This is a genomic window from Cuneatibacter sp. NSJ-177 (assembly GCF_022867805.1).
In the GTDB taxonomy this organism is placed as follows: Bacteria; Bacillota; Clostridia; order Lachnospirales; family Lachnospiraceae; genus Pseudolachnospira.
Map to the genome: position 1 here is coordinate 639,970 of NZ_JALIFO010000006.1, position 25,079 is coordinate 665,048.

Here is a 25,079-nt window from a genome sequence, read left to right on the forward strand (position 1 = left end):
CCTATCCCAGCCGCGTTGCGCGAGAATCAATCCTCCTCCACAGTAAAGATCTCTTCAATGGGAACGCCGAAAACTTTGGCAATATTCCAGGCCAGAACCAGGGAGAGAACAGGGCAGCCCGTAGGACGGATTCGGTGAGGAAGACACAGAGAGAACGGAGATAGATATGACAAGACTGTCGAAAAATAAAATTTTGAGCGGCTGCAGCAGCGCTGCTCTTTGTGAAATCTTGTTTGGTTTTAGTTATCTGTTCACGAAACAGGCAACAGAGTCGGCAAGCGTAATGACGCTCCTTTGCTGGCGGTTCTTGATTGCCTTTGCGGCCATGAGTTTTTGCCTGCTCACTGGAATTGCCCGCATTCATTTAAAAGGGAAGAATCTCCTCCCTCTTTTCTGTATCGCAGTGTTTCAGCCCACGATCTATTTTATAGCGGAAACTGTGGGAATCGGAGCGACGACAGCCTCGGAGAGCGGTTCTTTTTTGGCGTGCATCCCGGTCGGAACATTGTTGGCATCGTCCTTGATTTTGAAGAAAAAGCCGAAAAAGATGCAGATCATCGGAATTACGGTTACCTTGGCCGGCGTTTTGGGCTGTGTGCTGGCAAAGGGGATGGAGGCGTCATTCTCGTTATCTGGGTATTCGATGCTGCTGCTCGCCGTCGCCTCCTATAGCCTATACTGTGTTTTTGCAGAAAAGGCGGATGGTTTTACGGATTTTGAGAAAACTTATGGGATGATCGCCATGGGTGCCGTGGTATTCACAGCCATTGCTGTTTTTCAAAATCAGTCGGCGGGAACCTTAACGGAGTTTTTCAGGCTGCCGTTCTCAGACCAAAACTTTCTGATTGCTGTACTCTATCAAGGGCTGGGATGCTCTGTGTTCGCGTTTTTCTTATCCAACGCAGCGATCAGAAAAATCGGGACGAACCAGGCGTCTTCTTTTGTCGGGCTTTCCACGGCGGTTTCTATCCTGGCCGGAGTTTTAATCCTGCAGGAACCCTTTTCCTCCCCTCAGATCATCGGGACGATCGGGATTGTCGGAGGGGTATATCTGGCCAATATCAAGTGACATCTGGAGGGGAAAACTTCGGGTATTTCCAACGTTTTCGGGATTATTCTTCCTGCATAGGCGCCACGATCAGAGCGCATTCCGGCTGATCCACTGGTATGGGAGCGCGGGACATTACGATCAGCCCCGTATTAAAATCGACCCGGAAAAAGGTCAGCGTGCTGGAATCGTAGTTGGTGCAGAACAAGTGCTTTTCATCCGGAAATACGCAGACATCCGTCGGGTACTTCCCGCTGATCGGAAGGACGCTCATCTGACGCAGAAGTCCGGTTTCCCGGTCCCTCTCAAAGATTCCCAGGCTGTGGTCTCCGGCGTTGGTGCACAGCAGACGGTCGCTGTCTTTTGCAAATTCCATGGTGACAGCGGCGCTGTAGTCGTTGAATTGCTTTCCCAATGTGGAAATGGCTTGGATCTGTTCAAACACCGGCTGTTTCCCGGAACCGTCATAAGTATAGACAGAGATCTTGTTGCTCAGCTCTTTGATTGTATAGAGGTACTTCCCGTCCGGTGAGAATAAGAGGAAACAGGGGGCTGCCTGGAGACGGCAGCGGATCACATCGACCGGGGTCAGCTCGCCGGTCTCATGGTGAAAACGGTAGATTTTAATCTGGTCAATGCCGGAATCTGCAACGCAAAGATATTTTTCATCCGGAGTCAGGACTGCGCAGCGCACATGGGGACGGAGATTCCTCTCAGCCACGCTTCCAGGCCCTTTGTGGAAGATTCCGTCTGCAATCGGGCCCACGGAGCCGTCCTCGTTGATATGCAGAACTGTGATCTTTCCATCAAAATAGCCGGAGACAAAAAGAAAACGGTTGTCGGCTGTGGTCGACAGATGGCAGCCCCGCATTCCGCGGATGGCGGCTGTGTTCAGGCGCCGCAAATTTCCATCGGGCAGGATCCGAAAAGAAGCCACTCCCTTATCCGTGGCTGCATACAGGTATCTCCGATCCGGAGACGTTATTAGGTAAGTTGCATTGCTGACTTCGACTTCCCCACGTTTCTTTAAGTCCCCGCGTTCTACATCTACATCGAAAATAGTCAGGCCTTTGCAGGTATTGATATCCGTATAAGAACCGACGTAGGCAGTATAAAATTGGCTCATGGCAGCCTCCTTCCGGAGTGAAAGAATTTTCATTTCATGCCCATTATATCATAGAACTGGAAATTTGTTAAGATTCCGGAGGAAAACTATTGACAGAAGAAAGGCTCTGAGATAATATGTATCTTGCAGTTTAGAATTACTAAACTTTATGTTTAGCTTCTGCTTCTTTCGGCAGGCGCTTGGATCAGAAAGCAGGTGGAGCGATGGATATTGGACCGAAGATCAAGGAACTCCGGGTGAAGATGGGACTGACGCAGGAAGAACTGGCGGACCGGGCGGAGCTGTCGAAGGGCTTTATCTCCCAGCTGGAAAGGGATTTGACTTCGCCTTCGATCGCGACTTTGACCGATATCCTGCAGTGCCTGGGTACCAGCCTGAAAGATTTCTTTGACGATTCCGCGGAAGAGCAGATTGTATTTCAAAGGGAGGATTTTTTTGAAAAACTGGATTCGGAACTGAAAAACCAGGTGGAATGGATTATTCCCAATGCCCAGAAAAACCAGATGGAACCGATTCGCCTGACACTTAAAAAAGGCGGATCCACTTATCCGGATAATCCCCACGAAGGGGAGGAGTTTGGTTACGTGATCCAGGGGGCCGTGACAATTCATTTGGGAAAACGCACATATAAGGCAAAAAAAGGGGAAGCTTTTTATTATAGGCCGGATCAGACCCACTATCTCAGTTCCCTGTCCGGCGCAGTAATCATTTGGGTCAGCACGCCGCCCAGCTTTTAAAACGCGTGGATTTACATAGGAGGAGAGTCGGGATGGGTTCATTGATTGATTTAGTGAAAATATCGAAAAGCTTTGACGGCGCCAAGGTGCTGGACGAGCTGGACCTTTCAGTGCAGGAGAACGAATTTATTACGCTGCTGGGTCCGTCCGGTTGCGGCAAGACTACAACGCTCCGGATCATCGGGGGATTTGAAAAGCCGGACGAGGGACAGGTTTTGTTTGAAGGAAAAGACATTGCGGCCGTGCCGCCCAATAAACGGCATCTGAACACCGTATTCCAGAAATATGCCCTGTTTCCTCATATGAATATTGAGGAAAATATCGCTTTCGGGCTGAAAATCAGCGGAAAAAGCAAGAATTATATCCGGGATAAGATCCGATATGCCTTAAAGCTGGTCAACCTGGACGGCTATGAAAAAAGGAGCGTGGCGTCTCTTTCCGGCGGCCAGCAGCAGCGGATCGCCATTGCCAGGGCCATTGTCAATGAGCCGCGGGTCCTCCTGCTGGACGAGCCTTTGGGCGCTCTGGACCTGAAACTCCGCCAGGATATGCAGTATGAACTGATCCGCCTGAAAAATGAGCTGGGCATCACCTTTATTTATGTCACCCATGACCAAGAGGAAGCGTTGACCATGTCGGACAAGGTGGTGGTGATGAACCAGGGCTATATCCAGCAGATGGGGACGCCGGAGGAAATTTACAACGAGCCGGAGAACGCGTTCGTGGCGGATTTCATCGGGGACAGCAATATTCTGAACGGAATCATGCTTCAGGACCGCCTCGTGGAGATTCTCGGATATCAATTTGCCTGCGTGGACGAGGGATTTGGCCGGAATAAGCCTGTGGATGTGGTAATCCGGCCGGAGGATATTGTATTAAAGCAGCCGGGGGAAGGAACCTTGGACGGCGTGGTTTCCCATCTGATTTTTAAGGGCGTCCACTATGAGATGGAAGTTCAGGCAGGCGGTTTTGAGTGGCTGATTCAGAGTACAGGCTGCTATCCGGTCGGAACGCCGGTCAGCATTTCCGTGGATCCGTTTAACATTCAGATCATGAATAAACCGGCTTCGGAGGATGAGGAGGCGATCGGTGTCGATGAGTAGAAAATTATTGGCAGGGCCCTATCTGATCTGGATGATCTGCTGCACGGTCGTGCCTTTGGGGATGATCGTCTATTACGGTCTGACCGACCGGAGCGGCGCTTTTACGTTCGCCAACCTGTCCGCCATCACGGTCCCGGCCCATGCGAAAGCTCTTGGCCTGGCTCTGCTGCTGGCGGTGATCAGCACTCTGATCTGTCTGATTTTAGCTTATCCCCTGGGCCTGATCCTGCGGAAAACCGGACTGGGCCAAAAAGGCTTTGTGGTGTTTCTTTTCATCCTCCCGATGTGGATGAACTTTCTGCTTCGGACCATGGCTTGGCAAACTATTCTGGAAAAGCATGGAGTGATCAATGGAATCCTGTCCTTTTTGGGGCTTCCCAGCCTGCGGCTGATCAACACGCCAGCCGCCATTGTCATGGGCATGGTTTACGATTTCCTTCCCTTTATGGTGCTGCCGGTCTATAATGTGCTGATGAAGATTGACAACAGCGTGGTGGAGGCAGCGCGGGATCTGGGGGCAAGCAACCGGCAGATTCTGTTTAAAATCCTGATTCCTCTGAGCGTTCCCGGCATTGTCAGCGGCATCACCATGGTGTTCATCCCATCGCTGACCACCTTCGTGATTCCCAATATGCTGGGCGGCGGCAAGTTGCTTTTGATCGGAAATATCATCGACCAGGAGTTTACCGTGGGATCCAACTGGCATCTGGGCTCTGGCCTTTCCCTGGTGATGATGGTCTTTATCCTGATCAGCATGCTGTTTCTGGCAAAATTCGATAAAGGCGGGGAGGGGAATGCGTTCTGATGAAGAAAATAGTGGAGCGTTGTTATTTGGGAATCATCTGCGTGTTCCTGTACGCGCCGATTTTTACCTTGATGGTGCTCTCCTTTAATGAGAGCAAGTCCATGGCGAAGTGGGGCGGTTTTTCCCTTCGCTGGTACCAGGAAATGTTCCAGGATGAGGCGATACGGGAGGCGATCTGGAATACGCTGGCGATCGCGCTGATCTCCGCTGTGGTGGCGACCCTGCTGGGAACACTGGCCTGCATCGGCATCCAGAAGATGAAGAGCAGTTCCAGGGCGGTCATCTTGATGCTGAACAATATTCCAATGGTCAATTCGGATATTGTGACCGGTATTTCCCTGATGTTGATTTTCGTGGCCTTTGGGATCTCCCTGAACCGGAATACGGTGCTGATCGCGCATATCACCTTTTGTATTCCCTATGTGGTTCTGAGCGTGCTGCCGAAAATGAAGCAGGCGGGGAAAACCACTTATGAGGCGGCATTGGATCTGGGGGCGACCCCGATCCAAGCTTTTATCAAAGTGGTGCTGCCGGAGATTCGTCCGGGCATTGTCTCCGGGTTTCTGATGGCGTTCACCATGTCGGTGGACGACTTTATCATCACCCATTTCACAAGAGGCGCCGGTGTCAATACGCTGTCCACCCTGATTTACAGCCAGGTTAAAGTGGGAATCCGCCCGTCGATCTATGCCTTGTCGACGGTGATGTTTGCAACCGTATTGATTTTGCTGATCGTCGCCAATTTCCTGCCGGGCTACCGGGAGAAGCGGACGAAAAAAGCCGGAGGCTGAGGAGGTAGTTTTGAAAAAATTTATGCTTTGTTTCTTTAGCCTGTTAGCGGCCGGAAGCCTTGCCGGGTGCGGCAGTTCCCCGGAATCCGCAGGCGGGGAGAACGGACAGGTGTATATCTTTAATTACGGGGACTATGTTGCTCCGGAGGTGATCCGGATGTTTGAGGAAGAGACCGGGATCGAAGTGATCTATGATACTTACGACACAAACGAGGAGATGTATCCGGTGATCGAATCCGGCTCCGTAAGGTACGATGTGGTCTGCCCTTCGGATTATATGATCGAAAAGATGGTGAAAAACGGCCTGCTGACGGAGATCGACTACGCCAATGTCCCCAATTTTGACTATATCAGCGAGACTTGCCGGAATTTCTCCGACAGTTTTGATCCGGGCAACCGCTATTCGGTGCCGTACAACTGGGGTACCGTAGGGATTTTATACAATACGGAGGTGATCCCGGAAGGATCGATTACCAGCTGGGCCGATCTCTGGAACCCGGCTTACACTGACGAAATTTTGATGCAGGACAGCCTGCGGGACATCTATATGATTGCATTTAAGCGGATGGGCCTCTCCTGCAATACTACCGATGAGGAAAAGCTGGCCGAGGCCACGGAGCTTTTGGTCGAGCAGAAACCTTTCGTCTATAAATACGTGAATGACTCGGCGCGGGATTTCCTGATCGGGGAATCTGCGGCGATCGGAGTGATTTATTCCGGGGAGGTTCTCTACTGCCAGGATGAAAATGAAAATCTGAAGTACGTGATCCCGGAAGAGGGAAGCAACGTCTGGCTAGATTCCTGGGTCATTCCGAAAAATTGCCGGAACAAGGAGAATGCGGAAGCCTGGATTAATTTCATGTGCCGCGGTGATATCGGCATGATGACTTATGAATACCTGACATACCCGACGCCGAATACTGAGACCATGAAGCTGATGAGTGAAGAAGAATTGGAAAACGAGGCTCTGTTCCCTCCGGAAGAGATCCTCGCGCGGTGTGAAGTCTACCATTACCTGGGAGAAGAAATGGATGACCTTTTCAGCAGCTATTGGAAAGATTTCAAGTCGCGGTAAAAAGTGATAGACAGATGGCAGAAAACATGCTATCCTACCCCTATATCGGGCGCTGCCCATGACAATTAAAAAAGGTGTGTCCAAATAAAAGGAAAACTGCCGAAAGTAATCGCAGGACTGTCAACCAGTCCTGCCATGCTTTCGGCTTTTATTTTGTCAATACAGAAGCGTGCCCAAGAGGGGGGAGCGCCGAGGGGGGCCGTTCGGGCATCGCAACGCTGAGATCGGCCCCCTTGGCATAATCACACAAGGAGGATAAAAAATGTATGTGATGGTGGACAATTATGATTCTTTTGTCTATAACCTCGCCGTCTACCTGGAATGTCTGGGAGGCAAGGTTACCTTGTTCCGGAACGATAAGATTTCCCTGGAATGGTTGGAGTCAGCCTGGGTGTCCGGGATGCTGGAGGGCGTGATCCTCTCCCCTGGACCGGGAAGCCCATCCGGCTGCGGGCGCTCCGGCGCCGTCCTGCGCCGGATGATGGGAAGAGTTCCGGTTCTTGGCGTTTGTCTGGGACATCAGGTGATCGGCAGTGAGCTGGGCGCTTCGGTAAAAAAAGGGGACCGGCCGATGCACGGCAAAGTGACTTGGATTCGAAACGAGGGGCTCGGACTGTTTGCCGGACTGCCGGCGAAGTACCAGGTGACCCGGTATCATTCCCTGGTTGTCAGCCAAAATCAGCTGCCGGACTGCTTGGCGGTAGATGCGGTGGCGGAGGACGGCGCGGTCATGGCCATCCGTCACAAAGAACTGCCGGTCTATGGAGTGCAATTCCACCCGGAGGCTGTGCTGACCCAATATGGGCCGGAGCTGCTAAGAAATTTTATGAATATATGCGAAGAATGGAGGGAGAACCATGGGAACAAAGGTGACGGCTCTGAAGGAGTATTGTCAGCTGGCCGATTTGTTTGAGGGGTATCGGGAGGAACGTCCGGCTTCTTTTCTTGACTCATCCTTGAAAAACAATATGGGACGTTTTTCCGTGATAGGACGGAAGCCCTGGCTTATTTTGCGGGAGGAATCGGGGATCCTGTACGAGAATGGAGCGCGGACAGAAGGGACGATGGAGGAGCGGCTTGGCCGTGTCATATCCGACTGCCGCGAGGACAACCTGACGGAGCTGCCGTTCCTGTCCGGCGGGATCGGATATTTTTCTTATGATTATGGGAGAAAGTTTGAACAGATTCCCACCCGTCACTCTAAGACGGATGGAGTACCGGAGGCAGTTTTTGTCTTTTACGATGAATACTTGATTGAGGATTTTCAGGCAAAACGCATTTATCTGACTTCCGGGGAACGGTTCCGCCCATTAGAGAAGGCGGCGGCGGAAGCGGAGCGGGACATCCGAGATCATCTCCCGTCCCCTGTTCCAGCCAAGAATAAGAAACAGGCAAATTTTTCCGCCAATTTTGAAAAGGAAGAATACAAAGCAGCGGTCCGCCGCATGATGGAGTATATTGTGGAGGGAGAGATCTACATCGCCAATATGACACAGCAGCTGACGGTGAAAAGCAGCCGGAAGCCTTATGAGGTGTTCCGCTATCTGCGCCGGTACAACCCGTCCCCTTTCGGTGGATTCCTGGACTATGGGGATTTCCAGATTCTCAGCGCTTCGCCAGAACGGTTTCTGCGGGTGAAGGATTGCGTTGTGGAAACACGGCCGGTCAAGGGAACCCGGAAGCGGGGAAAAGACCCGGAGGAGGATGCGGCCCTGCGGCGGGAGCTGGAAGAATCGGACAAGGACCACAGTGAGCTTTTGATGATCGTGGACTTGGAGAGGAATGATCTGAACCATGTCTGCCGGCCGGGCAGTGTGCAGGTGACGGAACATTTTTCAGTGGAGGCCTATGCCACCGTCTTTCATTTGGTCTCTACAATCGTGGGTAAACTGAGGGAAGGGAGAAGCGCAGTGGATCTGCTTGCCCCTGCTTTTCCCGGCGGTTCTATCACCGGGGCTCCCAAGATCCGCGCCATGGAAATCATCGATGAATTGGAGCATGGGCAAAGAGGCATCTACACAGGGAGCATGGGGTATCTGGGCTTCGATGGAAGCTGTGACTGGAACATCGTGATCCGCACGGCGCTGCACCGGGACGGCACGTACACCCTGGGGGTGGGTGGCGGCATCACCTGTGAGTCCGATCCGGAATTTGAATATGAAGAGACACTGCAAAAAGCCAAGGCTTTGCTTGAGGCGCTCTCGGAGGAATAAGGAGGAAGTCATGATTTACGACGAAGGGTTTTATTTTGGCCTGGGGGCCTTTGAGACAATCGCAGTCGAGGACGGCATTCCGCTGTTTGCGGAAGCGCATTGCAACAGGCTGCGGGAGGCGCTTGGATTTTTGGGCATTCCTGTGCCTCCGGAGGCTTCCTGTAATGTGATTCGCCGGGAGGCGGAACAAAACGGAAGCGGCCGGTCAGTGCTGAAGCTTGCGGTGTCCGCCGGAAACGCGGTATACAGCCGCAGAAAAAATCCGTATGGTTCGCAGGACTATAAAAAGGGGTTCTCTGTGGCGTTCAGTCCAATTCTTCGCAATGAGACGTCCCCGTTTGTCCGCTATAAAACTCTGTGTGCCGGGGAAAACCTTTGGGAAAAGCGGAGGGCTGCGCAGGAAGGCTTCGATGAGGTCATTTTCGTTAATACCAGGGGAGAGCTGACTGAGGGAGCCGTCACAAATCTGTTTTTGGTGCGGCGGGGAGAGGTTCTCACGCCTCCTGCATCATCCGGCCTTCTGCCTGGGATCCTGCGCCGGTGTCTCCTAGAGCGGCTGGGGGTGAAAGAGCAGACGCTTTATCCGGAGGACCTCTCCACTTGCGACGAGCTGTTTTTGTCAAATTCCCTGATGGGGATTATGCCGGTGCGCAGCGTGTGGAAGCATGTCTTTTCGAGGCGGGCGGTTTCGGACCGGCTCAGGGAGGAGTACCGGAAGCTGGCGGAAGCGGAGAAGAAACGTCTCCTCTAAGGCGCTGCGCTTATGAGGAAGGTTCCTTTGAAATCGCCCCGGAACGGAACAGGGCAAACTTGGCGCAGGCCGGTCCGATCAGTTCATAGAGCACCGACGAGGAGAGGATGATGGTCAGGAGCAGATTGCCTTCCTGTGTCGGGAGAATCCGCTGTCCCAGGAAGGCAAGGCCGATGGCGACTCCTGCCTGGGGAACCAGAGCAAAGCCCAGATAGGTGCGGACGCCGGATGAAGTATCCTTATTCATACAGCCGAGGTAGGCTCCCAGGTATTTTGCCAGGATCCGAATGATAAAATAGGCGACTCCGGCGACGCCGACCACGGTCAAGGTTGTAAGATCCAGATTCAATCCGGAGACCACAAAAAAGAGCGAGAGTATCGGCGGGGTAAAATTGTCCAGCTGTAAGTAGAGACTGGTATCGCCGGTCTTGTTGGCATATACCGCGCTGAAAAGCATACAGGCAAGCAAGGGGGAAGTGTCGAAGGCGGCGCAGATTCCTGCGATTCCCAAAAGCATGGCCACAGCCAGGATCAGCCGGTTGTCACGGCTGCGCTTTGGGGAGAGGAGGCGGGATAAAAGCAGCGCGCAGAGAACACCGAGTACCAAAGCTCCCAGATTGTAGAGAATCGGCAGCATCATGCTGGAAATAGAAAAGCTGCCGGTTTTGTTTCCGGAGAGCAGGGCGGCGGCGGCACTGAACACCAAAAGACAGACCACGTCGTCCAACGCCACGACCTGGAGCAGCACATTGACAAATTCTCCTTTGGCATGGTATTGCTGGATCGTCATGATGGTGCTGGCCGGCGCGGTGGCCGTGGCGATGGCTCCGAGAAGCAGGGAGAAATCCCATTCCATCTGGAACAGAAAGTGCATTGCCAGGGTGATGGCGGCACCTGCGGCCAGGGACTCCCAGAGAGTGATCCGGATTACTTTCAGGCCGGTGCTGCGGATGACGTCCCGCAGAAAATATTTTCCGACGCTGAAAGCAATAAAAGAAAGCGCGATATCGCTTAAAAACCCCATATGAGCGATCAGCTCCGCCGGAACCAGGTTCAACACGTGGGGGCTTAAAAGCACGCCTGCGATGATATAACCGGATACGTTGGGGAGCCGGAGCAGTTTGGTAAAACGGGTCAGCAAAAAGCCGGAGAAGAGCAGAAGCGAAAGTGTAATCAGTACGGCTGTATTGCTGTTGAATCCTTGGTATAATTGAACCATCTTGCCCTCCTAAGCAATCTGAAAATTTTGAAAACCAGATTGCTTTTTCCTCTATCGATGCTATAATTATATCAGATTAAAAAATAAAAGATCATGATGATATTTTGCAGGAGGATAAGGAAAACTTATGGAGGTGGGAAATGCTGGATCCAAAACTGACCACGCTGCTCAAAGTTTATGAAACCGGAAGCTTTACCAGGGCGGCCGAACAGCTATCTCTGACTCAGCCCGCCGTCAGCCAGCATGTGCGTCAGTTGGAAAATGAGCTGAAAGTGAAGCTGTTTAACCGGGGGGAGGGACAGCTGCGCCCCACCAGAGAAGGGGAGATCGTAATCAAGTATGCGAAACGGATGTGTTCTCTTTACCAAAATATGCTGCAGAATATTGCAGATGAAAAAAAGCAGCTGACCAAGCTGACCATCGGCATCACCCACACGGCGGAGAGCAGTGCGATCGCCGAAGTTCTGGCCACATACGGCAGCGAGAAAGAAGATGTATCCATAACGATGCTTTCTGACTCCATAAATAATCTTTATGAAAGGGTCAAAAATTATGAGGTGGATCTGGCTGTTGTCGAAGGAAAAGTGACCTGCGCGGGACTTCGCTCGGTGCTGCTGGACACCGACTGCCTGGTTTTGGCTGTCTCCAACAGCAATCCGCTGGCAAAGAAAAACATTGTCACTCTGGAGGAACTGAAGCGGGAGCGGATGATTCTGCGGCTTCCCAGCTCCGGGACCCGAAACCTTTTCGTGGCCCATCTGGAAAGCCAGAACATGTCCATCGATGAGTTTAATATTATCCTGGAGGTGGACAATATCGCCACAATCAAGGATCTGATCCGGCGGGATTTCGGTGTCTCCATTCTGGCAAAGAGCGCCTGTATGGATGAGTGGAAGAAAAAAAAGATCACAGTGCTTCCGATTGAAAACCTCAGCATGATCCGGGAGATCAATCTGGTTTATGATCCGGACTTCGACCATCGGGAAGTTTTGCAGGATATCATCAAAATTTATAATGAACGAGTGCGGCTGTACCAGGTATGACGGCCGGGAAGGAGAGAGATGGTAAGTGAAGATTATGCCACCCGCGCCATTCGGGATATGGTGCGCGCGCTGGGGAAAATGGTGTTGAATGAAGAGCTGATTCGCTATGAGCTGCCGGAGGAGGCGGAGGATTCTGCGGAGGATGCCCTTTACCGGAAACTGCTGATCTTGGCGGATTCCGGAGAGATCAATGAAGCGGAAAATCTGCTGTCCGAGGAGCTGGATCCGGAAAATCCGGAACATTTCCGGCTGGCCATGGCGTTTTACCTGCATCTGAACGAGATGGCGGAGGATTTCTTAGATGACCATGACTACAGCAAGGAAGAGATTGCGGACGGGGCCAGGAGCGTGGGAGAAGACTTCGGTTACCGGTACGATTTTGAACTGCTTCTTTAACGGCCGGAGCGGAGACAAGGAGGAGTATGAAAGAAAAGACAGGGAAGAGAACGTGTTGGCTTGTCCTTTTGTTTGTCCTGTTTTTTGCCGCTTCTTGTGGGCCTGCCGCCTCCGCGGGGAAAGTTCCCAAGTGCCAGGTGGAGCTTTCAGAGGATCGGGAGCTTTCCTTTTACTGTCCGGAGGGCTGGGAGTATGAGGCAAGTCGGGAAGAATCCTTGGAAGGGGACAGCTCTCCCGGATCAGAGGTTTTTGTGTATGTGGAGGGGGACCGGGAAGAGACGCTCCGTCTTTACTACAGCCATTTTACAATCTATCCTATGGCGGACCACCAAGGGGTGATGACCGATTTTCGAACCGATTGGGGCGTGAAGGGGGAATTGTATTGGAAAGAGACCGGCGAGGGAGACATCCGGCTGGAGATGATTTTAGGCGATCAGCACTACGGCGCCGAAGGCATCCTTTCCAAAGCGGTTTTTGAGCGGCAGCAGGAGGAGATCATGGCCTTGCTCCAGAGCTGCCGGTTGAAGGGGAATTTTTCTATGGAAATCACGGATGGGATTATCCTGATTTTTGGCCTTTACCAACTGGTGGCCGGAGCCGTAGTCTATCTGGATTTGAAAAAAGGGAGGGCGGTGCCGGAAGAAAAAAGACGGTGGTTAAAGGGCGTCCGCCCGGAGATGGAGCAAACCTATATGGGACGGTCAATCGCCGTCGGCGTGGCGCTGCTGATCGTGTTTGTGTTCCGACTGTTTTTGACCAGCCGGTATGTCTGGGGAAGCGACATCAGGAGTCTATCCGGGGCCGCCGGCCTTTTCATTTTTCTTGGGATCTGCTATTTTTGGGTGGACCGGCCCTGCCGGGAAAAACAGGTAAAAACCTGGGGCCGGGGATCGGAGCTTATCCTGTGGCTGATCGCGTTCAGCATGATCTTGTCGGTTCTCTGGCTGAAAAGTGTGTACCGGCTGCTGTGCTTGGATCCTTTGAATTTGTATTGGATCGGTTTGGCCGGGGCGCTTTTATTCTTACTTACCCGGAAAAAGAAATATTGCTGGATCGCCTGCGCGGTATCCCTGGCATTTTTCTGGGGAATGCTTTTGACAAGGATGCCTTCCCTGTCTTATCCGGAAGCACTGGCTTTTGCCGAAGAACAGCTGGGGGATGCAGCCGTGTACCGACAGGAAATCTCTTCGGTCTATGGGGCCAGCTGGAAGAAGGATCCTTTTTGGGGCTGGAGAAAGCCGGGATATTTTCTTCGGTTCCAGGTGAATGGGGTCGACCGGGATTATCTGGTGGACCCGTTTGAAGAGATCCTTTATCCGCTTCAGGAGGAGTAGAAAAAGGACGCTGCAAAATAGAACTTGCAGCGTCTTTTTTTGTGCGGTTTTATGCCATATTCTTGACCGCCGTCGCCAGCATCAGCTTGATCCGATTTAGCTGATTGACTTCGCTGGCCCCCGGATCATAGTCCACGGCAATGATGTTGGAGTCCGGGAAGCTGCGCCGTAGCTCTTTGATCACTCCCTTGCCGACCACATGATTCGGCAGGCAGGCAAACGGCTGGGTGCAGACGATATTTTTGGCCCCGCTGTGGATCAGTTCAATCATCTCTCCGGTCAGGAACCAGCCCTCCCCGGATTGGTTGCCGATGGAGACAAACGGTTCGGCATAATCAGCCAGCTGGCGGATCTTAGCCGGAGGCGTAAAACGCTTGCTGGCTTTCAGGGCGTCCGCCGCCGGTTTCCTTAAGTATTCCAGGAAACGGATTCCCAGAAGGCCCGTGTAGGCGGAGGATTTCTTCCCGCCGAGATACTTGGCTTTGAAATCCCCGTCGTAGAAACAGTAGGAGAGGAAATCCATCAGGTCCGGCATCACAGCCTCAGCGCCCTCCCGCTCCAAAAGCTCCACCAGGTGATTGTTGGCGAGGGGCAGGAATTTCACCAGAATCTCTCCGACGATGCCGACTCTGGGCTTTTTCAGGTTTTCATCGATCGGAAGCTCGTCGAATTCCTTTACGATGTTCTGGATATTCCGTTTGAATTCTTTCATTCCCCAGCCGCCGCTTGTCAGAGAACGGACGCAGTTCTGCTTCCATTTCTCATGCAGCGCATTGGCGGAGCCCGGCTCTTTTTCATAAGGGCGTACCCGGTAGAGCACCCGCATGAAGACGTCGCCGTAAATGATGGCCTGCATGGCCCGCACCACCATGGCCGCCGAGTAATGGAAACCGGAGTTGGTCTCCATCCCGTTGACGTTCAGGGAGATGACCGGAATATGGGCCAGACCCGCTTTCTCCAGCGCCCGGCGGATGAAAGCCAGGTAGTTGGAAGCACGGCAGCCGCCGCCGGTCTGGGTCATAATGATAGCCAGCCGGTCGGTGTCATATTCTCCGGACAGGATGGCGTTCATCAGCTGTCCGACCACGATTAGGGACGGGAAACACGCGTCATTGTTGACATATTTTAAACCGGTGTCGATGGCCGCCCGGTCGCCGTTGTCCGGAATCACCACGTGATAGCCGTACTGGTTCAGGGCGGGCTGGAGCAGATCAAAATGAATCGGCGACATCTGCGGGCAGAGAATCGTGTAGCCGTCTTTCTGCATCTGATCCGTAAATTCCGCGCGGTGGTAGGCGGAGGTGATGATTTTCCGTTCCGTCGGACGCTCCGTCCGGATCCGCAGGGCGGAGAGCAGAGAACGAATCCGGATCCGCGCTGCGCCAAGGTTGTTCACTTCATCGATTTTGAGGACCGTATAAATCTTTCCGGAGTGGGTCAGGATGTCGCTGACCTGATCCGTGGTGACCGCGTCCAGGCCGCAGCCGAAGGAGTTCAGCTGGATCAAATCCAGATCATCGCAGCCTTTGACATACTGGGCCGCCTTGTAGAGGCGGGAATGGTACATCCATTGGTCATTGACGATCAACGGCCGTTCCGGATCCGCCAGATGGGAGATGGAATCTTCCGTCAGCACCGCGATGCCGTAGGAGGCGATCATCTCCGGGATTCCGTGGTTGATTTCCGGGTCGATGTGATAAGGACGCCCGGCCAGCACGATCCCGTGCTTTTTATTTTCTTTAATCCAGGCGAGAACCCTTTCCCCTTCTTTTTGCAGGTCGGTTTTGGCCTGGATCAGTTCCGCCCACGCCGCATGACCGGCTTTTCTTACCTCGGATGCCGGGATGGCGAATTCTTCTTTGCAGACTTCCTCCAGACGCTTGATGGCTGTCTTTTCATCGGTGAAGGCCATGAATGGGTGAATAAAACGGATTCCATCGGCCTTGATCCCCTCCACATTGTTTTTGATATTTTCCGGGTAGGAGATAACGATCGGGCAGTTGTAATGGTTCTGCGCTCCCTTGGCCTCCGTCCGCTCGTAAAAGACGGAAGGATAAAAGATGGTTGAAATCCCCTGATCTAGCAGCCATTGAATATGCCCATGGCTGATCTTGGCCGGATAGCACTCGGATTCGCTGGGAATCGACTCCATCCCCAGTTCATAAATTTTCCTGGTGGACTTGGGGGAGACAACCACCGAAAAGCCCAACTTTTTGAAAAATGTGGCCCAGAACGGGAAGTTCTCGTACATGTTGAGGACCCTGGGGATTCCGATCACCCCGCGGGGCGCGTCCTCCTTGGAGAGCGGCTCATAGCCGAAAATCCGGTTGAATTTATATTCAAACAGGTTCGGAACCTTCTCCGAAGCCCGTTCCTTTCCCAACCCTTTCTCACAGCGGTTCCCGGTGACGTAACTGCGTCCGCCGGGGAACCGGTTGATCGTCAGAAGGCAGTGATTCGTACAGCCCTTGCAGCGGGTCAGAGAAGTCGTAAAGCTCAGCTTTAAGATCTCATTTAACGGGAGCATGTGGGTTTCTTTTCCCTGTCCCCGCTCTCTGGCGATCAGGGCGGCTCCGAACGCGCCCATGATACCGGCGATGTCGGGGCGGACCGCGTTGCAGCCGGAAATCTTTTCGAAGCTCCGGAGCACGGCGTCGTTGTAGAATGTTCCGCCCTGTACCACGACATTTTTGCCGAGATCTTTCGGATCGGTGATTTTAATTACCTTAAATAAAGCGTTTTTAATGACCGAGTAGGCCAGGCCCGCCGAGATGTCGGAAACCGGAGCCCCCTCTTTTTGCGCCTGCTTTACATTGGAATTCATGAATACCGTGCAGCGAGTGCCGAGGTCGATCGGATTTTGGGCAAACAGCGCCTCTTTGGCAAAGTCCTCCACCGTGTAGTCGAGGGAGTTGGCAAAGTTCTCGATGAAAGATCCGCAGCCCGACGAGCATGCTTCGTTCAGCAGAATCGTGTCGATGGTCTGGTTTTTAATCTTGATACATTTCATATCCTGGCCGCCGATATCCAGAATACAGTCCACGTTCGGGTTGAAGAAGGCGGCCGCATAGTAGTGGGCCACGGTTTCTACCTCGCCTTCGTCCAGCATCAAAGCGGACTTTAACAAGGCCTCCCCGTAACCGGTGGAGCAGGAATAGGCAATCGAGGCGTCGGAGGGCAGCAGGTTTTTGACCTCCTCCATCGCGTGGATCGTCGTGGTCAGCGGGCTGCCGTTATTGTTGCTGTAAAAGGAATAGAGCAGGGTGCCGTCCTCGCTGACCAGGGCCAGCTTTGTGGTCGTGGAGCCGGCGTCAATGCCCAGATAGCATTTTCCGTGGTACTGGCTGAGGTAGCCCCGGTTGACCTTATGGCGGTCGTGGCGGGCCCGAAAGTTTTGATATTCCTCTTCATCGGCAAACAGCGGTTCCATCCGCTTTACCTCGAAATCCATCTGGATCCCGGCGGTCAGGCGGCGGATCATCTCGTCGATCTCCACCTCCGTGTCCTGGCTGTTCATCGCCGCGCCGATGGCGGCGAACAGGTGGGAGTGGTCCGGAGCGATCACCTGCCCGTCGGAGAGGTGAAGGGTCCGAATGAAAGCGGTCCGCAGCTCCGAGAGAAAATGAAGCGGTCCGCCGAGAAAAGCCACGTTTCCGCGGATCGGCTTGCCGCAGGCCAGGCCGCTGATGGTCTGGTTTACCACAGCCTGGAAAATCGAGGCCGACAGATCTTCGCGGGTAGCCCCTTCGTTGATCAGAGGCTGGATGTCGCTCTTTGCGAACACGCCGCAGCGGGCCGCGATCGGATAGATCGCCTTATAATTTTTTGCGTACTCGTTGAGTCCAGAGGCATCGGTCTGTAAAAGAGCCGCCATCTGGTCGATAAAAGAGCCGGTTCCCCCGGCACAGATTCCGTTCATCCGTTGGTCGACGCCGCCGGTGAAATAGATGATTTTAGCGTCTTCGCCACCGAGCTCGATGGCAACGTCGGTCTGCGGCGCAAAGTCCTGTAAAGAGGCCGCAACCGCGACCACCTCCTGGACAAAGGGAACCTGTAAATGTTTCGAGAGCGTCAGCCCGCCGCTGCCTGTGATGACCGGATGCAGGGTGACAGAACCTAAAGAGGCTTTGGCCCGCTGCAAAAGCTCTGCCAAAGTCTCCTGAATGTGGGCCAGATGCCGTTCGTAATCCGAAAATAATACTTTATATTCCTGGTCCAGAATCGCAATTTTTACGGTTGTGGAACCAATATCAATCCCTAGGGAATACTTGGGTGTCATGATAATCCTCCTCACTTTTCACCATAATACGTTATATCCTTTTTCCCCCGGAAATACAAGTTAAAATTCATAAACAAACCCTGAAAATCTACAAAACGCGACAGGGGCGTAGGAGACAGCTGGAAAAAGGGTTAAATTTTAGTAAAATGGCTGGGAATGATTTGACAAAATTGAAAAATCCCCCTATAATATAGTTTAATTTTCTAGCCTGAGATGGCTAAAAACAATGAAAAATATGGAAAAACCGGGGTGTTCACCGGATCCGTGTTAAGAAATGAGGGCAACATGAATTTTATCAACAAGCTGGAACGGAAGTTTGGGCGTTTCGCAGTGCACAATCTGATGATTTATCTGATTGCGATGCAGGCGCTCGGGTTCTTTTTGCTTAACAGTAATCCCGCTTTTTATGTAAATTGGCTGAGCTTGGATATTTCAGCCATTCTGCATGGCCAAATATGGCGGCTTGTGACCTTTTTGATTTTTCCTTCGAATACAAGTATCGTATGGTTTCTTATCAGTTCCTTCTGCTTTTTCTCGATTGGAAGACTGCTGGAGCAGATGTGGGGGACATTCCGTTTGAATCTGTATCTGATTGTTGGTATCATCGGAATCATCATCGGGACTTGCCTGATCATTCCTTTTTATGGATCTTATCTTGCCTCTATCGCAGCTGCCGGCTCTTCCACGCAGCTATATTTGTCCATGCTGCTTGCCATCGCTGCGACGATTCCGGACGCACAGTTTTTCCTGAATTTTATTATTCCGGTGAAAGCAAAATGGCTGGGAATCTTTTATGGTGTGCTGTTGGTCTATGACTGCATCAAGGGCACCTGGCCCTCCCGTATCATGCTTGTTATGACCCTGCTCAACTTCATCCTGTTTTTCTTCCTGTACCGCAAGCCGGTGCAGCAGGCGAAGCAAGTCAAGCGCAAAGTCGTCTATCAGCACGAGGTGAAACACTCTGCGTCTGGCCCCCGTCACCGCTGCGCGGTCTGCGGCCGGACGGAACTGGATGATCCGACACTGGAATTTCGTTATTGTTCCAAATGCGAGGGGAATTACGAATATTGCCAGGAACATCTCTATACCCATAAACATGTGACGAAAGGAGACGGCCAGGCATGAAGAAGAAAACAAAGATTATTTGTACGATGGGACCGAATACCGAAGATCCGGCGGTGATGCGCCGCTTGATGGAGGAGGGGATGGATGTCGCCCGCTTTAATTTTTCCCACGGCACCCACGAGGAGCATAAGGCGAAGCTGGACCAATTAAAAAAGCTTCGGGAGGAGATGGATCTCCCGGTGGCGGCGCTGCTCGACACCAAGGGGCCGGAGATCCGCACCGGGCTTTTGGAGGACGGCGCGCCGGTGACGCTTTTGGCCGGAGAGGAATATACGCTGACGACGAAGCCGGTAATAGGAAATGGAAAAATCGGCCATATTACTTATGAAGGCCTCCCGGAAGATGTGGGGCCGGGGAACTTTATCCTGATCGACGATGGCCTGATCCAGCTTGTGGTCAAGGAGGTCACGGACACGGACATCATATGTACGGTGAAAAACGGCGGACAATTAGGCCAGCAAAAAGGCGTCAACGTGCCCGGCGTTAAGGTTCGCCTGCCTGATATCACGGAACAAGACCAGGATGACATTGCTTTTGGAATCGAACAGGGCTTTGATTTCATTGCTGCGTCCTTTGTCCGAAATGCCAACTGTATCCGCTCGATCCGGCGGATTTTAAACGCCTTTGATTCCAAGATTCAGATCATTGCGAAGATTGAGAACCGGGAAGGCGTGGATAATATCGATGAAATTCTGGATGTCTGCGACGGCGTCATGGTAGCCAGAGGGGATATGGGCGTGGAGATCCCGCCGGAAGAGGTTCCTTACATACAAAAGGAAATCATCCGCAAATGCAATGAGGCATCAAAGCCGGTGATCACCGCCACCCAAATGCTGGATTCCATGATGCGAAATCCCCGGCCGACCCGTGCCGAGGTGGCGGACGTCGCCAATGCGATCTATGACGGGACGGATGTGATCATGCTGTCCGGAGAGACGGCCGTGGGGAAATACCCGGTTGAGGCCGTGCAGATGATGGCCCAGATCGCCCGGACCACCGAGGCGCATCTGGATCATGAGGCCTACCGCCAGCGCAAGCTGAGCCGGCACAAGGCCAGCGTGACCAATGTGGTTTGTTACTCGTCTGTATCAGCGGCGACCCAGCTGGAAACAAAGGTGATTCTAGCGCCGACCATGTCCGGTTATACGGCAAGGATGCTGTCTAAATGGCGTCCGGCCGTGACCATTCTGGGGATGACGCCCAACGACCGGGTGCTTCGCCAGCTGCAGCTCCTCTGGGGCGTGAAACCGGTCAGGATTCAGTGGGAAAGCTCGACGGAGGACCTGATTCCCGCCTGTCTGCGGGAAGCGCGGGAGCACGGATATGTGACGTCCGGTGAACGCGTGGTGGTTACCGCGGGCGTTGTCAACGAGCCGAAGGAACAAATTCGCGGTGTCGGCTCCACCAACATGATGCGGATTTTGGAAGTAGACTGAGGAGTTAAGAGGCAAAAGAATCATGAGAAAATCAACATTTGTGACAAAGGAGCAGCTGGAGCAGATTGTTTCCAAGTATCCGACCCCGTTCCATCTTTACGATGAAAAGGGGATCCGGGAAAACGCCAGACGGGTCAAAGAGGCATTTTCCTGGAATCCGGGCTACAAAGAGTTTTTTGCGGTCAAGGCCAATGCCAATCCGGTGATCCTTCAGATTTTAAAAGAGGAGGGCTGCGGCTGTGACTGCTCCTCCTTTACGGAACTGATGCTCTCGAAGGCCTGCGGCATCACGGGAGAAGACATCATGTTTTCTTCCAACGATACACCGGCGGAAGATTTCGAGTATGCAAGAGCGCTGGGGGCGATCGTCAATCTGGATGATATCACCCATATCGAATTTCTGGAGCAGCACGGCGGCATCCCGGAGACTGTCTGCTGCCGTTATAACCCCGGCGGGGTTTTTGAGTTCGGCAACGGAATCATGGACAATCCGGGCGACGCCAAGTATGGTATGACCACGGAGCAGATGTTCGAGGCCTACCGGATTCTGAAAGCAAAGGGCGTAAAACGGTTCGGCATTCACGCATTTTTGGCCAGCAATACGGTGTCCAACGATTATTATCCGGCGCTGGCGAAGCAGCTTTTTGAGCTGGCGGTCCGCCTGGAGAAGGAGACCGGGGCCGATATTGCCTTTATCAATCTGTCCGGCGGCGTAGGGATTCCTTACCGGCCCGACCAGGAAGCGACGGATATTATGGCGGTCGGTGAGGATGTGAGGAAAGTCTACGAGGAAGTGTTGGTGCCGGCCGGCATGGGCGATGTGGCGATTTACACGGAGATGGGGCGTTTTATGATGGGGCCCTACGGCTGCCTGGTGACCCGTGCGATCCATGAAAAGCACACCTACAAAGAATATATCGGCTGCGACGCCTGCGCCGCCCATCTGATGCGGCCTGCGATGTACGGCTCCTACCATCACATTACGGTGATGGGAAAGGAGGACGAGCCCTGCGATCACAAGTACGACGTGACCGGCTCTCTCTGCGAGAATAACGACAAATTTGCCGTGGACCGGATGCTGCCGGAGATTGAGAAGGGCGATCTGCTGGTGATTCACGACACCGGGGCCCATGGATTTTCCATGGGGTACAATTATAATGGAAAGCTGCGGTCCGCTGAGATCTTGCTGAAAGAGGACGGTGGGACCAGTCTGATCCGCCGGGCGGAAACGCCGCAGGATTTGTTTGCGACTTTGGACGTGACGGGCGTAACGATCCCTTATGAGGATGAGAAATCTTTTCCGAAGGGTTGACAGAAACTACAGTTTCCAGTATGATAAAAGATAGAAAAATTGATCAGGCAAAAGCTCGAAGGTGGATTTCCGTCTTCGGGCTTTCCGGTTATCTTTTGGATGCAGCCGTGTGTATTTCAAACGGAATGCGCGGTGAAATATCCTTCTCTTGATCCAATTTCCGATTCGAGAATCACCTTCTTTATCCGGCTGGGGCCGGTCTGGATTTCTTCCTAAATTGGTTTACAGGCTCTTTTTTGCAGGACGTTTTCGCATGTTTTTCAGGAGCTGTGAATCACAATATTTCCTTTTTCTTTTCCCCTGTTTTCAGTTGACAAGTTCATGAAATTATATTACTATAGATGAGGAGACGAACATTAGTTCGTGATGGAGGATGAGATATGATCAGCGAAGAAAAATTAAAAGCTTTAAATGATGCGATGGCGCAGATTGAAAAAACATACGGCAAAGGTTCCGTTATGAAACTGGGCGATGAGAATGCCCATATGAATGTGGAGGCGATTCCGACTGGTTCTTTGAGCCTGGATTTGGCTCTGGGTGTCGGCGGGCTTCCGAGAGGACGTGTGATCGAGATTTACGGCCCGGAGTCCAGCGGTAAGACCACCGTGGCGCTGCGAATGATCGCCGAAGCACAAAAGCGGGACGGAATCGCCGGCTTTATTGATGCGGAGCACGCCCTGGATCCGAGGTATGCGAAGAATATCGGTGTCGACATCGATAACTTATATATTTCCCAGCCGGATAACGGGGAACAGGCTTTGGAGATCGCTGAGGCCATGGTTCGTTCCGGCGCTCTCGACATTATTGTCATCGACTCGGTGGCCGCGCTTGTACCGAAGGCGGAGATCGACGGGGAGATGGGGGACATGCAGGTAGGCCTTCAGGCCAGACTGATGTCCAAGGCTCTCCGGAAGCTGACTGCCGTGATCTCCAAGTTTAACTGTACCGTGATTTTTATCAATCAGCTCCGGGAAAAAGTGGGTATTTCTTACGGGAACCCGGAAGTCACCACCGGCGGCCGCGCGCTGAAGTTCTATTCCTCGGTCCGTCTGGAAGTACGCCGCGGCGAGGCATTGAAACAGGGCGGCGAAGTGGTCGGGAACCGTGCCAGGATCAAGGTTGTAAAGAACAAGGTGGCGCCGCCGTTTCGGGAGACCGAGGTGGATATCATCTTCGGACAGGGGCTGTCCAGCGAAGGCGATATTCTGGATTTGGCGGCAAAGGTCAACATTGTGGAGAAGAGCGGATCCTGGTATGCTTACAGCGGAGAGAAGATGGGTCAGGGCCGGGAAGCGGCGAAGAAATTCCTGAAGGAGAACCCCGCGATCATGGAGGAAATCGAGACAAAAGTACGGGCCTATTATGCCCAGAAGGACGAGCCGAAAAAGGAAAAAGCACCGGCGCCCGAAATGCCGGCGGAAGAGTAAGATTGTACTTGACAGGCACCGAAAAAAAGATTAAACTTTATATGTTGTATTAATATTTCGTGCAGAAATTTCTGCCGGCCGAATAGATATTTCGGTAACATGTACAATGAAAATCAAATAAGGAGGTGCTCCTGTGACAGAAATCATCATTTCTGTGCTGATTACTCTGGTCATTGCGGCTCCTGTTTCCTGGTTCCTGGCGATTTCGTACCGGAAGGGCGTCTATGAGAAGAAGATCGGCGCTGCGGAAGAAAAGTCAAGAGAGATCATTGATGAAGCACTGAAAGTTGCTGAGACAAAGAAACGGGAAGCTCTTCTCGAGGCGAAAGAGGAATCTCTAAAGACCAAGAACGACCTGGAAAAGGAATGCCGGGAACGTCGGGCCGAGCTGCAGAGAATGGAGCGTCGTCTTCAAAACAAGGAAGAAAATCTGGATAAGAAGACGGAAGCTTTAGAACGGCGGGAGAGCAGTTACACAGCAAAGGAAGAAAACCTGAACAAGAAGAACGCGGAAGTGGACGCGCTGCTTGAGAAGGAAAAGCTGGAATTGGAGCGAATTTCTGGACTTACCTCCGAACAAGCAAAGACCTACCTGTTGCAAACTGTTGAAGAAGATGTAAAACATGACACCGCAAAAATGATTAAGGAGATGGAAGCGAGAGCCAAGGAAGAGGCGAACAAGAAGGCGCGGGAATACGTAGTGACCGCGATTCAGAAATGTTCCGCCGATCATGTGGCTGAGACAACCATTTCCGTCGTGCAACTCCCCAGCGATGAGATGAAGGGAAGGATCATCGGTCGGGAAGGACGAAACATCCGCACGTTGGAAACCCTGACAGGCGTTGATTTGATTATCGATGATACGCCGGAAGCTGTCATTCTTTCCGGTTTCGATCCGATGAGGAGAGAGATTGCGAAGATTGCTCTGGAGAAACTGATTCTGGACGGCCGGATTCATCCGGCTAGGATCGAGGAGATGGTGGAGAAGGCGCAGAAGGAAGTGGAGACGATGATCCGCGAGGAAGGCGAAGCCGCTACGCTGGAAGTCGGAATCCATGGGATTCATCCTGAGCTGGTCCGCCTGCTCGGCAAGATGCGTTTCCGTACCAGTTATGGGCAGAACGCGTTGAAGCATTCCATAGAGGTTGCACACCTCTCCGGACTTTTGGCCGGAGAGATGGGATTGGATATTCGACTGGCAAAACGTGCCGGTTTACTTCATGATATTGGAAAAAGCCTCGACCACGAGATGGAGGGATCCCATATTCAGATCGGCGCAGACCTGTGTAAGAAATACAAGGAGTCCGCTGTTGTGATCAACGCAGTGGAATCCCATCACGGGGATGTGGAACCGACAAGTTTGATCGCGTGCATCGTGCAGGCGGCGGATACGATTTCCGCGGCCAGACCGGGTGCCAGACGCGAGACCTTAGAAACATACACCAACAGATTGAAACAGTTAGAAGATATCACCAACTCCTTCAAGGGAGTTGAGAAATCCTTTGCGATTCAGGCAGGTAGAGAAGTTCGTATCATGGTTATCCCGGATCAGGTCAGCGACGACGACATGGTGCTGCTTGCGAGAAATATCTCCAAGCAGATCGAATCCGAACTGGAATATCCGGGCCAGATCAAGGTCAATGTCATCCGCGAATCCCGTGTGACGGATTACGCAAAATAGGAACAAAATGAAAGAATGGCTGAGTTCTCAGCAAGCTTACGGCTTGCAGGGAACACAGTCATTTTTTATTTTCAGAACACGCTGGGCCTGTATTTCACACTTCCTCACCATTTCATTCTTTAGAAGTTCTTTCGATTTTTTTTCCGAATTTTTGTCCTCTTTCCGCCGAGGATTTTTC

At 52.5% G+C, this 25,079-nt stretch carries 20 protein-coding genes; 17 read left to right on the plus strand and 3 right to left on the minus strand.

Annotated features, from left to right (window positions below):
* The first annotated feature begins 166 nt into the window (after window positions 1-166).
* On the plus strand, window positions 167-1,069 hold the full coding sequence (locus MUB23_RS10885; RefSeq protein ID WP_244800509.1) for a DMT family transporter: 903 nt from the start codon (window positions 167-169) through the stop codon (window positions 1,067-1,069).
* Between the two features lie 43 nt (window positions 1,070-1,112).
* Here the strand turns inward: MUB23_RS10885 and MUB23_RS10890 are convergent, their stop codons facing one another.
* Complete coding sequence (locus MUB23_RS10890; RefSeq protein ID WP_244800510.1) at window positions 1,113-2,174, minus strand: lactonase family protein; 1,062 nt, start codon at window positions 2,172-2,174, stop codon at window positions 1,113-1,115.
* Between the two features lie 203 nt (window positions 2,175-2,377).
* Here MUB23_RS10890 and MUB23_RS10895 point away from each other — a divergent pair, with 203 nt between their 5' ends.
* The 8 genes from MUB23_RS10895 (at window position 2,378) to MUB23_RS10930 (ending at window position 9,649) form a co-directional block, all read left to right on the plus strand.
* Entirely contained in the window at window positions 2,378-2,911 is a 534-nt protein-coding gene (locus MUB23_RS10895) for a helix-turn-helix domain-containing protein (protein WP_244800511.1), read from the plus strand.
* A gap of 32 nt (window positions 2,912-2,943) precedes the next feature.
* Window positions 2,944-4,014, plus strand: a complete 1,071-nt coding sequence (locus MUB23_RS10900) for an ABC transporter ATP-binding protein (protein ID WP_244800512.1) — start codon at window positions 2,944-2,946, stop codon at window positions 4,012-4,014.
* Window positions 4,007-4,819 (plus strand): ABC transporter permease, encoded by an 813-nt coding sequence (locus MUB23_RS10905; protein WP_244800513.1) that lies wholly within the window; start codon window positions 4,007-4,009, stop codon window positions 4,817-4,819. The genes MUB23_RS10900 and MUB23_RS10905 overlap by 8 nt, the downstream gene beginning before the upstream one ends.
* Window positions 4,819-5,610, plus strand: a complete 792-nt coding sequence (locus MUB23_RS10910; protein WP_244800514.1) for an ABC transporter permease — start codon at window positions 4,819-4,821, stop codon at window positions 5,608-5,610. Before MUB23_RS10905 ends, MUB23_RS10910 begins: the two co-directional genes overlap by 1 nt.
* Window positions 5,611-5,632: 22 nt before the next feature.
* A complete protein-coding gene (locus tag MUB23_RS10915) occupies window positions 5,633-6,685 on the plus strand; it encodes an ABC transporter substrate-binding protein (RefSeq protein WP_244801185.1) in 1,053 nt (350 codons plus the stop codon).
* 262 nt (window positions 6,686-6,947) lie between these two features.
* Window positions 6,948-7,598 carry an anthranilate synthase component II gene (locus MUB23_RS10920; protein WP_244800515.1) on the plus strand — a complete coding sequence of 217 codons (651 nt, stop codon included), beginning with the start codon at window positions 6,948-6,950 and terminating at the stop codon, window positions 7,596-7,598.
* Window positions 7,543-8,898 (plus strand): aminodeoxychorismate synthase component I, encoded by a 1,356-nt coding sequence (pabB, locus tag MUB23_RS10925; RefSeq protein ID WP_244800516.1) that lies wholly within the window; start codon window positions 7,543-7,545, stop codon window positions 8,896-8,898. Before MUB23_RS10920 ends, pabB begins: the two co-directional genes overlap by 56 nt.
* A gap of 10 nt (window positions 8,899-8,908) precedes the next feature.
* A complete protein-coding gene (locus MUB23_RS10930; protein WP_244800517.1) occupies window positions 8,909-9,649 on the plus strand; it encodes an aminotransferase class IV in 741 nt (246 codons plus the stop codon).
* Window positions 9,650-9,659: 10 nt separating this feature from the next.
* Here MUB23_RS10930 and MUB23_RS10935 read toward each other — a convergent pair whose 3' ends face one another.
* Window positions 9,660-10,868, minus strand: coding sequence for a cation:proton antiporter (locus MUB23_RS10935; protein WP_244800518.1), 1,209 nt, complete (start codon window positions 10,866-10,868; stop codon window positions 9,660-9,662).
* 140 nt (window positions 10,869-11,008) lie between these two features.
* On the opposite strand from MUB23_RS10935, the gene MUB23_RS10940 reads away from it, so the two are divergent.
* The 3 genes from MUB23_RS10940 to MUB23_RS10950 are packed head-to-tail and all read left to right on the plus strand — an operon-like array spanning window position 11,009 to window position 13,641.
* Window positions 11,009-11,911 (plus strand): LysR family transcriptional regulator, encoded by a 903-nt coding sequence (locus MUB23_RS10940; RefSeq protein WP_244800519.1) that lies wholly within the window; start codon window positions 11,009-11,011, stop codon window positions 11,909-11,911.
* Between the two features lie 18 nt (window positions 11,912-11,929).
* Complete coding sequence (locus tag MUB23_RS10945) at window positions 11,930-12,307, plus strand: DUF6483 family protein (RefSeq protein ID WP_244800520.1); 378 nt, start codon at window positions 11,930-11,932, stop codon at window positions 12,305-12,307.
* Window positions 12,308-12,333: 26 nt separating this feature from the next.
* Window positions 12,334-13,641, plus strand: a complete 1,308-nt coding sequence (locus MUB23_RS10950; protein ID WP_244800521.1) for a hypothetical protein — start codon at window positions 12,334-12,336, stop codon at window positions 13,639-13,641.
* 49 nt (window positions 13,642-13,690) lie between these two features.
* On the opposite strand, the gene MUB23_RS10955 is transcribed toward MUB23_RS10950, so the two are convergent.
* A complete protein-coding gene (locus MUB23_RS10955) occupies window positions 13,691-17,920 on the minus strand; it encodes a 2-hydroxyacyl-CoA dehydratase (protein ID WP_244800522.1) in 4,230 nt (1,409 codons plus the stop codon).
* A 285-nt stretch (window positions 17,921-18,205) separates the two neighbouring features.
* Between MUB23_RS10955 and MUB23_RS10960 the strand changes: the two genes are divergently transcribed.
* From MUB23_RS10960 to rny, 5 genes are all read left to right on the plus strand, one after another.
* Window positions 18,206-19,045, plus strand: coding sequence for a hypothetical protein (locus tag MUB23_RS10960; RefSeq protein WP_244800523.1), 840 nt, complete (start codon window positions 18,206-18,208; stop codon window positions 19,043-19,045).
* Window positions 19,042-20,481 (plus strand): pyruvate kinase, encoded by a 1,440-nt coding sequence (pyk, locus tag MUB23_RS10965; protein ID WP_244800524.1) that lies wholly within the window; start codon window positions 19,042-19,044, stop codon window positions 20,479-20,481. The genes MUB23_RS10960 and pyk overlap by 4 nt, the downstream gene beginning before the upstream one ends.
* Before the next feature lie 22 nt (window positions 20,482-20,503).
* Window positions 20,504-21,793: a diaminopimelate decarboxylase gene (locus MUB23_RS10970; RefSeq protein WP_244800525.1), complete on the plus strand. Its 1,290-nt coding sequence runs from the start codon at window positions 20,504-20,506 to the stop codon at window positions 21,791-21,793.
* Window positions 21,794-22,173: 380 nt separating this feature from the next.
* The gene (gene recA, locus MUB23_RS10975; RefSeq protein WP_244800526.1) at window positions 22,174-23,220 is read left to right on the plus strand and encodes a recombinase RecA; all 1,047 of its coding nucleotides are present in this window, start codon (window positions 22,174-22,176) and stop codon (window positions 23,218-23,220) included.
* Between the two features lie 142 nt (window positions 23,221-23,362).
* Window positions 23,363-24,901: a ribonuclease Y gene (gene rny / locus MUB23_RS10980; protein WP_442874111.1), complete on the plus strand. Its 1,539-nt coding sequence runs from the start codon at window positions 23,363-23,365 to the stop codon at window positions 24,899-24,901.
* Window positions 24,902-25,079 lie beyond the last annotated feature (178 nt).

Excerpts from the sequence above, each read along its gene's own strand:
- MUB23_RS10905 (WP_244800513.1), top strand. The coding sequence starts at position 4,007 with ATGAGTAGAAAATTATTGGCAGGGCCCTATCTGATCTGGATGATCTGC.
- MUB23_RS10930 (WP_244800517.1), top strand. The coding sequence starts at position 8,909 with ATGATTTACGACGAAGGGTTTTATTTTGGCCTGGGGGCCTTTGAGACA.
- MUB23_RS10950 (WP_244800521.1), top strand. The coding sequence starts at position 12,334 with ATGAAAGAAAAGACAGGGAAGAGAACGTGTTGGCTTGTCCTTTTGTTT.
- MUB23_RS10945 (WP_244800520.1), top strand. The coding sequence starts at position 11,930 with ATGGTAAGTGAAGATTATGCCACCCGCGCCATTCGGGATATGGTGCGC.
- MUB23_RS10970 (WP_244800525.1), top strand. The coding sequence starts at position 20,504 with ATGAGAAAATCAACATTTGTGACAAAGGAGCAGCTGGAGCAGATTGTT.
- MUB23_RS10890 (WP_244800510.1), bottom strand. The coding sequence starts at position 2,174 with ATGAGCCAATTTTATACTGCCTACGTCGGTTCTTATACGGATATCAAT.
- MUB23_RS10900 (WP_244800512.1), top strand. The coding sequence starts at position 2,944 with ATGGGTTCATTGATTGATTTAGTGAAAATATCGAAAAGCTTTGACGGC.
- pyk (WP_244800524.1), top strand. The coding sequence starts at position 19,042 with ATGAAGAAGAAAACAAAGATTATTTGTACGATGGGACCGAATACCGAA.
- recA (WP_244800526.1), top strand. The coding sequence starts at position 22,174 with ATGATCAGCGAAGAAAAATTAAAAGCTTTAAATGATGCGATGGCGCAG.
- MUB23_RS10910 (WP_244800514.1), top strand. The coding sequence starts at position 4,819 with ATGAAGAAAATAGTGGAGCGTTGTTATTTGGGAATCATCTGCGTGTTC.
- MUB23_RS10885 (WP_244800509.1), top strand. The coding sequence starts at position 167 with ATGACAAGACTGTCGAAAAATAAAATTTTGAGCGGCTGCAGCAGCGCT.
- MUB23_RS10935 (WP_244800518.1), bottom strand. The coding sequence starts at position 10,868 with ATGGTTCAATTATACCAAGGATTCAACAGCAATACAGCCGTACTGATT.
- MUB23_RS10895 (WP_244800511.1), top strand. The coding sequence starts at position 2,378 with ATGGATATTGGACCGAAGATCAAGGAACTCCGGGTGAAGATGGGACTG.
- MUB23_RS10915 (WP_244801185.1), top strand. The coding sequence starts at position 5,633 with ATGCTTTGTTTCTTTAGCCTGTTAGCGGCCGGAAGCCTTGCCGGGTGC.
- MUB23_RS10955 (WP_244800522.1), bottom strand. The coding sequence starts at position 17,920 with ATGACACCCAAGTATTCCCTAGGGATTGATATTGGTTCCACAACCGTA.
- MUB23_RS10940 (WP_244800519.1), top strand. The coding sequence starts at position 11,009 with ATGCTGGATCCAAAACTGACCACGCTGCTCAAAGTTTATGAAACCGGA.
- pabB (WP_244800516.1), top strand. The coding sequence starts at position 7,543 with ATGGGAACAAAGGTGACGGCTCTGAAGGAGTATTGTCAGCTGGCCGAT.
- MUB23_RS10960 (WP_244800523.1), top strand. The coding sequence starts at position 18,206 with ATGAATTTTATCAACAAGCTGGAACGGAAGTTTGGGCGTTTCGCAGTG.
- MUB23_RS10920 (WP_244800515.1), top strand. The coding sequence starts at position 6,948 with ATGTATGTGATGGTGGACAATTATGATTCTTTTGTCTATAACCTCGCC.